At 72.7% G+C, this 7,700-nt stretch carries 8 protein-coding genes; 4 read left to right on the forward strand and 4 right to left on the reverse strand.

Annotated features, from left to right (window positions below; translation table 11 throughout):
• On the forward strand, positions 1-528 hold a 528-nt coding region (locus BHU15_RS34640), incomplete at its 5' end, for an exo-alpha-sialidase (protein ID WP_171908508.1).
• On the forward strand, positions 521-1,204 hold the full coding sequence (locus tag BHU15_RS34645; RefSeq protein ID WP_079128585.1) for an SDR family NAD(P)-dependent oxidoreductase: 684 nt from the start codon (positions 521-523) through the stop codon (positions 1,202-1,204). The genes BHU15_RS34640 and BHU15_RS34645, both read left to right, overlap by 8 nt.
• 24 nt (positions 1,205-1,228) lie before the next feature.
• Here the strand turns inward: BHU15_RS34645 and BHU15_RS34650 are convergent, their stop codons facing one another.
• Together BHU15_RS34650 and BHU15_RS34655 are read right to left on the reverse strand one after the other, a co-directional pair.
• A complete protein-coding gene (locus BHU15_RS34650) occupies positions 1,229-1,852 on the reverse strand; it encodes a response regulator (protein ID WP_247748411.1) in 624 nt (207 codons plus the stop codon).
• A 44-nt stretch (positions 1,853-1,896) separates the two neighbouring features.
• A complete protein-coding gene (locus BHU15_RS34655) occupies positions 1,897-3,042 on the reverse strand; it encodes a sensor histidine kinase (RefSeq protein WP_069630747.1) in 1,146 nt (381 codons plus the stop codon).
• Between the two features lie 167 nt (positions 3,043-3,209).
• Between BHU15_RS34655 and BHU15_RS34660 the strand changes: the two genes are divergently transcribed.
• Positions 3,210-4,223, forward strand: a complete 1,014-nt coding sequence (locus BHU15_RS34660) for a carboxymuconolactone decarboxylase family protein (protein WP_069630748.1) — start codon at positions 3,210-3,212, stop codon at positions 4,221-4,223.
• Positions 4,220-5,044: a class I SAM-dependent methyltransferase gene (locus tag BHU15_RS34665; RefSeq protein WP_069630749.1), complete on the forward strand. Its 825-nt coding sequence runs from the start codon at positions 4,220-4,222 to the stop codon at positions 5,042-5,044. The genes BHU15_RS34660 and BHU15_RS34665 overlap by 4 nt, the downstream gene beginning before the upstream one ends.
• Before the next feature lie 12 nt (positions 5,045-5,056).
• Here the strand turns inward: BHU15_RS34665 and BHU15_RS34670 are convergent, their stop codons facing one another.
• Entirely contained in the window at positions 5,057-6,058 is a 1,002-nt protein-coding gene (locus BHU15_RS34670) for a TIGR03842 family LLM class F420-dependent oxidoreductase (RefSeq protein WP_069630750.1), read from the reverse strand.
• Between the two features lie 19 nt (positions 6,059-6,077).
• Positions 6,078-7,481, reverse strand: coding sequence for a dihydropyrimidinase (hydA, locus tag BHU15_RS34675; RefSeq protein ID WP_069630751.1), 1,404 nt, complete (start codon positions 7,479-7,481; stop codon positions 6,078-6,080).
• Between the last annotated feature and the right edge of the window lie 219 nt (positions 7,482-7,700).

The raw sequence follows: 7,700 nt of genomic DNA on the forward strand, positions 1-7,700 counted from the left end.
GTGTACGTGTCGCGGTCCGCCGACGGTGGCGAGAGCTGGAGCGAACCGGAGCCGGGCGAGCTGCCCAACAACAACTCCTCCGTGCAGTACGTCCCGCTCGCCGACGGGCGGCTCGCCCTCGTCCTCAACAACAGCAGCGCCGCCGACTCCACCGCGCGGCGCGTCTCGCTGTACGACGAGATCGACGACGAAGGTCTGGCGAGCGGCGGACCGGCTGACCAAGTCCCGGCGTCACAGGCCCACTTCGCGGCGGGCGGCGGCACCGGAACGGCGTTCTGGGGAGCGCCCCGCGCGCCCCTCACCCTCGCGCTCTCCGCCGACGGCGGCCGGACCTGGCCGGTCATGCGCGATCTGGAGACCGGTGACGGCCACTGCCTGACCAACAACTCCCGCGACAAGCTCAACCGGGAGTTCTCCTATCCGACGATCCTGCAGGGCGCGGACGGGACTCTGCACATCGCGTACACCTACTGGCGGCAGGCCATCAAGTACGTGCGCGTCGCGCCTGACTGGGCGGCCGGTGTCTGAGCCGCGCCACGCCGTCGTCACCGGCGCCAGCTCGGGAATCGGCGCCGCCGTCACCGCGCGGCTCCTCGACGAGGGGTGGCGGGTCACCGCGCTCTGCCGTACCCGGCCGCCCGCCGTGGACCCCGCCCCGTACTGGATCCCGGCCGATCTCTCCGACACCACGGGGCTGCCCGCGCTCCTCGAAGGGACCGGCCCGGTCGACGCGGTGGTGCACGCCGCCGGACTTCAGCGCTCCGCACGGCTCGGCGCGCTGTCGGCGGACGATGGGGCTCTGATGTGGAACGTGCATGTGCAGGCCGCCGCCGTGCTGCTCGACACCCTCGTCGGACGGATCACCGACGGCGGGCGGGTGGTGCTGATCGGCAGCCGCACGATGACTGGGGTGCCGGGCAAGAGCCAGTACGCGGCGACCAAGGCGGCGCTCGCCGCGCTGGCCCGGTCGTGGGCGGCGGAGCTGGCCCCGCGCCGGATCACGGTCAACGTCGTCGCCCCGGGGCCGACCGACACCCCCATGCTCAGGGACCCGGGGCGCGCCGCCACCCCGCCGGTACCGCCCCCGCTCGGCGCCCTCGTCGCCCCCTCGGACGTCGCGGGCCTGACGGCGTTCCTGCTGGGCGGGGAGGGCGGCTCGGTCACCGGCCAGACACTGGTCATGTGCGGAGGCGCCTCGCTGTGATCCGGCGGAACCGGCCGGGAGGGGTCACCTCTTGGGCTCGACCAGCCCCGACTCGTAGGCGAACACCACCAGTTGGGCCCGGTCCCGCGCGCCGAGCTTCGTCATCGCCCGGCTGATGTGGGTCTTCGCCGTGAACGGGCTGATCACCATGTGCGCGGCGATCTCCTCGTTCGTCAGTCCGCGCGCCGCCAGCCCCGTCACCTCGCGCTCCCGCCGTGTCAGCGTCTCCAGGTCTCTCGGGGTCGAGCGGTCCGGCGGCCGGGACACGAACTCGCCGATCAGGCGGCGTGTGATGGACGGCGACAGCAGCGCGTCGCCGCGCGCGGCGACCCGCACCGCCTGGAGCAGTTCGACCGGTTCGGTGTCCTTGAGCAGGAATCCGGCCGCCCCGGCGCGCAGCGCGTCGAAGACGTACTCGTCCAGGCCGTAGTTGGTGAGGATGACGACATGGACACCGGCCAGGGCGGGGTCCGCCGCGATGTGCCGGGTGGTCTCGATGCCGGTCATCACCGGCATCTGTACGTCGACCAGCGCGACGTCCGGGGCACATCGCCGCACCAGGTCCAGCCCCTGCCGCCCGTCGGCCGCCTCGCCGACCACCTCGATGCCCTCCTCGGCGTCGAGCAGCGCGCGGAACCCGGCCCGCATCAGGGCCTGGTCGTCCACGACCACCACTCGGACCGGGTCCGCGATCACGCGCCCTCCAGGGGGAGTTCTGCCCGTACGGTGAATCCGCCGCCCGCGCCGGGCGCGGCGTGCAGCCGGCCGCCCAGCGCCGCGACACGCTCGCGCATGCCGGTCAGTCCGGTGCCTTCGGCGACCGGGTCGCCGGGCGCGGCCGGGCCGTCGTCCGCTACCTCGACCAGCAGGTGGCGCGCCCGGTGGGTGAGGCGTATCTCGGTCTTCGCCCGGTCCGCGTGCCGGGCCACGTTGGTGAGCGCCTCCTGGACGATGCGGTACGCGGTACGGTCCACGGCCTCCGGCAGCGGACCGGGGGCCTTGTCGGTGTGCGTGACGGAGACGGCGACGGCGATGCCCGCCGTCCTGGCGCGCTCCACGAGTTCGTCCAGCCGGTCCAGGCCCGTGCCCTCCGGGACGACATCCGTACGCAGCACCTCCAGCGTCGAGCGCAGCTCACGCATGGCTTCGCCGCTCGCCTCCTGGATGGCCAGCAGCGCGGCGGGCACCTCGTCACCGCGCTTGCGCGCGAGATGCACGGCGACGCCCGCCTGGAGCTTGACGATCGAGATGGAGTGGGTGAGCGAGTCGTGCAACTCGCGGGCGATCCGCAGCCGTTCCTCGCCCGCCCTGCGCAACGCGGCCTCCTCACGCGTGCGTTCGGCCTCGCGTGCCCGCTCCTCCGTCTGCCGCAGATACGCCTGCCAGTTCTTGTCGACGAGCCCGGTGACACCCGCCGAGAGGAACCAGCCGACCAGCAGCGCGGTCCGTTCCACGATGTCGTCGGCGCCCGGGTCGACGGCGAAGAACACGACGAGGAAGACCGCGCTCGCCACGATGCCCAGCGACCTGCGCCCGCTGCGCGCCGAGGCGTGGACGGCGGCGAGTACCGGGAAGGCCGCCCAGGAGCCCGGCTGCCCGTGCAGGACGTACGCGAGCATGCAGAGCGTCGTCACGACCAGCACGGCGACCGGCGCGCGCCGGTGCGCGGCCAGTGCCAGGGTGCCGGCCGCGATCAGCGCGACGTCGAGCGCGTCGGGGCCGGGGTTCCTCGCGGCCATGGCCGCGAGCAGCACCACGCCGCAGGTCAGGGCCGCGAGCGCCGTGTCCAGCAGCCACGCGCGCCGGCCGGCCGCCGAGCCCTTCGATTCGCCCCCCATGGCGGCACTGTAACGAGCGTGCGGCGGGCCGCGCGTCGTCCCCTGCGACTGCTTTCGCGGTACTCCCCGCGCAGTAGTCGCCGACGGGTACGGCCCGGCGGGCGCAGGCCCGAATGTCATCGACGGTACGACGCCCCGAGGCCCGGACCGCGGAGACGATCGGCCCCATGAACGAGACGCGAACGTACCGATACACCACACCGGAGCCCCCGGAATCCGCGACCGGCGTCACCGCCGACGTCTACGCGCAGCTCGCCGCCGATCTCGGCTTCGGGGCGGCGCCGACCTTCGTCGTCCTGTCGGCCGCTCCCCCGCTCCTGACGGCCACGTGGGCCGTTCTCCGTGAGTCCCTGCTGGCGGGCGTGGGGTCCCGCGTGGACAAGGAGGTGGTGGCCGCCGGGGTGTCACTGACCAACCGCTGCCCGTTCTGCGTGGACGCGCACACCGTGCTGCTGCACGCGACGGGGGAGCACGGACTCGCCGACACCGTCGCGCGCGGCGGCGAGCCGGCCGATCCGCGCCACGGGCGGCTGCTGGCCTGGGGGAAGCGGATGGACACGGGGCGCCCGTTCCCGGCGAAACACACGCCCGGATATGTCGGGACGGGCCTCGCCTTCCACTTCATCAACCGGATCGTGTCGGCGCTGCTGACCGAGAACATGCTGCCCGGCGGGGACGAGAAGGACCAGATCCTGCGTGGCATGGCCGACGCCGCCCTGTCCCGCACGGTGCGCCGCGAGGTGCCTCCGGGCGACAGTCTGCCGCTGCTCCAGAGCACGGGTCCGGCTCCGGAGTGGGCGGGTGACAGCCCGGTCGGCGCGGCTTTCGGCGCGCTGCGCGCGGCGGCGCACCTGGGCGCGGGGCTGCTGAGCGAGGAGGACGCGGCGTACGTACGGCGGAGCGTGGCCGCCTGGGACGGTGTCACCCCGCTCCCGCTCACCGGCGACGGCCTGCCGGACCGGGGCGAACGGCCGGGCGCCCGGCTGGCGTTGCTGGCGGCCCGCGCCCCGTACCGCGTCACGGACGAGGACGTGGCGGCGTGGCTCGTCCCGCCGCACACCGATCACTGTCTGGTGCATCTGGTCGCCTTCGGCGCGATCTGCGCGGTCGAGCGCGTCGAGGCGGCCCTCACGGGCGCCGCACCGGCCGCCGCGCCCGCCCGGGTCGGGGAGTCCGCGTGACGGGCTCCGGGTCCACGGCGGTCGCCGACGCCTGGAACGGTCCCGTCGGCGCCCACTGGGCCGAGCATCACACGCGTTACGACGCCATGCTGGCCGAGTTCGACGACGTCCTGTTCGCCGCCGCCTCGATCGGGGAGCGGGACCGTGTCCTGGACGTCGGCTGCGGCAGCGGCCTCACCACCCGGCTGGCCGCTCGGCGCGCCGCGCGGGGGCAGGTGACGGGCGTCGACATCTCGGCGCCGCTGCTGGACCGCGCCCGGTCGCTGACCGACGGCCGTGAACTGCCGCACGTCGGCTACGTGTTGGCGGACGCGCAGTCGCACCCCTTCCCGGCGGGGGCGTACGACGTGGTGATCAGCCGGGGCGGCGTGATGTTCTTCGCCGACCACGTCGCGGCGTTCACCAACATCGCGCGCGGTGTACGTGCTGGTGGCCGGCTCGCCCTGCTCTGTCCGCAGCCCGGTCTGCCGGACGGCGAGGAGCGGGCCGCGCTCGGCCGGCTGGCCACGCTGGCGGGCCAGGACCGGCCGGTCCAGGGCGAGTTGGCCGCCGCGATGGCGTCGCTTTCGGAACCGTCCCGGATCCGGGAGGTGCTGGCCGGGGCGGGGTTCGCGGACGTGGACGTGAACGGCGAGACGCGGCGGTCCTGTTGGGGGCGGGACGCTCCGGACGCCGTCGACTTCTATCTGTCGCGGACGCCGGGCCTGACCGTGCCCGACGCCACGCGCCAGGAGATGGCGGCGGTACTGCGGCCGTACGAGTCGGGCCGGGGGGTCCTGCTGGGCGCCGGGGTGTGGATCGTCACCGCCCGGCGCCCCTGAGGGGGAGCCGGCTCAGTCGGCCAGCGCGGGGATGATCTCGGAGCCGTACGTGTCGATGGTCCGTTCCTTCGCGTCGTGCATGTTGTAGAGGGCGAACTGGTCGACGCCCAGGGCCCGGAGCGTCTTCAGCTTCTCGATGTGCGCCTCGGCCGGGCCGAGCAGGCAGAAGCGGTCCACGATGTCGTCGGGCACGAAGTCGGTGGACGGGTTCCCGGCGCGGCCGTGGTGGCTGTAGTCGTAGCCCTCGCGCTGCTTGATGTACGTGGTGAGGGCGTCGGGCACCAGGTCGGAGTGCTCGCCGTAGCGGCTGACCAGATCGGCGACATGGTTGCCGACCATCCCGCCGAACCACCGGCACTGGTCGCGCGCGTGGCCGAGGTCGTCGCCGACGTAGGCGGGGGCGGCGACGCAGATGGTGACGGAGTCCGGGTCGCGTCCGGCGTCGGACGCGGCCGTGCGGACGGCGTTGACCATCGTCTCGGTCAGATACGGGTCGGCGAGCTGGAGGATGAATCCGTCGGCCCGCTCGCCGGCCATCGCCAGGGCCTTGGGCCCGTACGCGGCCATCCACACCGGCAGCTTCCCGTCCTTCACCCAGGGCAGCCTGAGGGGCTTGCCGTCCACCAACGCCTCGCGTCCCTCGGCGAGTTCACGGATGACGTCGATGGCCTCGCCGAGCCGCGCGAGGGTGTTGGGCGCGCGGCCGGCGACACGCATCGCGGAGTCGCCGCGGCCGATGCCGCAGACGGTGCGGTTGCCGTACATCTCGTTGAGCGTGGCGAAGGTGGACGCGGTCACCTCCCAGGTCCGGGTGCCCGGGTTGGTGACCATCGGGCCGACGATCAGCTCGGTGGTGTGTTCGAGAATGCGGCTGTAGATCACGAACGGCTCCTGCCACAGCACGGCGGAGTCGAAGGTCCAGCCGTAGCGGAAGCCGTTGCGCTCGGCGCGCCGCATGAGACCGACGACAGCCGAGGCCGGCGGGTCGGTCTGGAGGACGAGTCCGAAGTCCATGGCGGGCCACTCCCAACTTTCAGGTGAGGTACTGACAGGTGGCGCGGGGGGTGTAACTGCCGTGTCCCGGGCGGCCGGTGTACTTCCGGCCGTCGATGACGAGTTCACCGCGCGACAGGACGGTCTCGACCTGTCCGGTGACGCGCTTCCCCTCGTACACCGAGTAGTCGACGTCCATGTGGTGGGTCTCCGCGGACAGGGTCTGCTCGGCGTGCGGGTCGTAGATGACGATGTCGGCGTCGGCGCCGGGCGCGATGGTGCCCTTCTTGGGGTAGAGGCCGAACATCCTGGCCGGGGTCGCGCAGGCGATCTCGATCCAGCGGCGGCGGCTGATGTGCCCTTCCACGACGGCCTGGTGGAGCAGGTCCATCCGGTGTTCCACGCCCGGCAGCCCGTTGGGGATCTTGGAGAAGTCGCCGCGGCCCATCTCCTTCTGTCCGGTGAAGCAGAACGGGCAGTGGTCGGTGGAGACGACCTGGAGGTCGTTGGTGCGCAGTCCGCGCCAGAGCGCGGCCTGGTGTTCGCGGGGCCGCAGCGGGGTCGAGCAGACGTACTTGGCGCCCTCGAAGTCCGGCTCGGCGAGGTTGTCGGTGGACAGGAAGAGGTACTGCGGGCAGGTCTCGCCGAAGACGGGAAGTCCCTTGTCGCGGGCGGCGGCCAGCTCGGCGACGGCCTCCTCGGCGGAGACGTGCACGACGTACAGCGGCGCGTCGGCGACGCGGGCGAGCTGGATCGCGCGATGCGTCGCCTCGGCCTCAAGCAGTACCTTGCGCACCTCTCCGTGGTAGCGCGGATCGGTGCGTCCGGCGGCCAGGGCCTGCTCCACGAGGACGTCGATGGCGATGCCGTTCTCGGCGTGCATCATGATCAGCCCCCCGTTGTGGGAGGCCCGTTGCATGGCGCGCAGGATCTTGCCGTCGTCGCTGTAGAACACGCCGGGGTAGGCCATGAACAGCTTGAACGAGGTGATGCCCTCCTGGACGAGGAGGTCCATCTCGTTGAGGGAGTGCTCGTTGACGTCGGCGAGGATCATGTGGAAGCCGTAGTCGATGGCGCAGTTGCCGTCCGCCTTGGCGTACCAGGCGTCGAGTCCTTCGCGCAGCGCCTGGCCGGGCGACTGGATCGCGAAGTCCACGATGGTGGTGGTGCCGCCCCAGGCGGCGGCGCGGGTGCCGGTCTCGAAGGTGTCGGCGGCGAACGTCCCGCCGAACGGCATCTCCATGTGCGTATGGCCGTCGACGCCGCCGGGGATGACGTACTTGTTCGTGGCGTCGATGACCCGGTCGGCGGTCCAACTCGCGGCGACGTCGGAGCCGCCCGCGGCGAGGGCGACGATCCGGCCGTCCTCGGTCAGTACGTCGGCGTGGACTTCGTCGGCGGCGGTGATGACCAGACCGCCCCGGACGAGCGTGCGTTTACTCATGACGTGGGCTCCGTGACATGACTCGACGTGACGGTGGGAGCTGACGAGGCGCCGGCGGTGGAGCGACCAGGGCGTGTCCGCAAAGTAGCGCCGTCCGCCCGAAGGGGCGGGGCTCACGCCCGCCGCGGAGCGGCTGATGTCGCGTTGGTGCGTGCGATCGCAAGGCGGAGGATCGGCGTTGTGGATGGCCCGGCCGTACTCGGCCGACTCCGACAACGC

Origin of the sequence: Streptomyces niveus (assembly GCF_001723055.1) — a bacterium.
GTDB lineage: Bacteria > Actinomycetota > Actinomycetes > Streptomycetales > Streptomycetaceae > Streptomyces > Streptomyces niveus.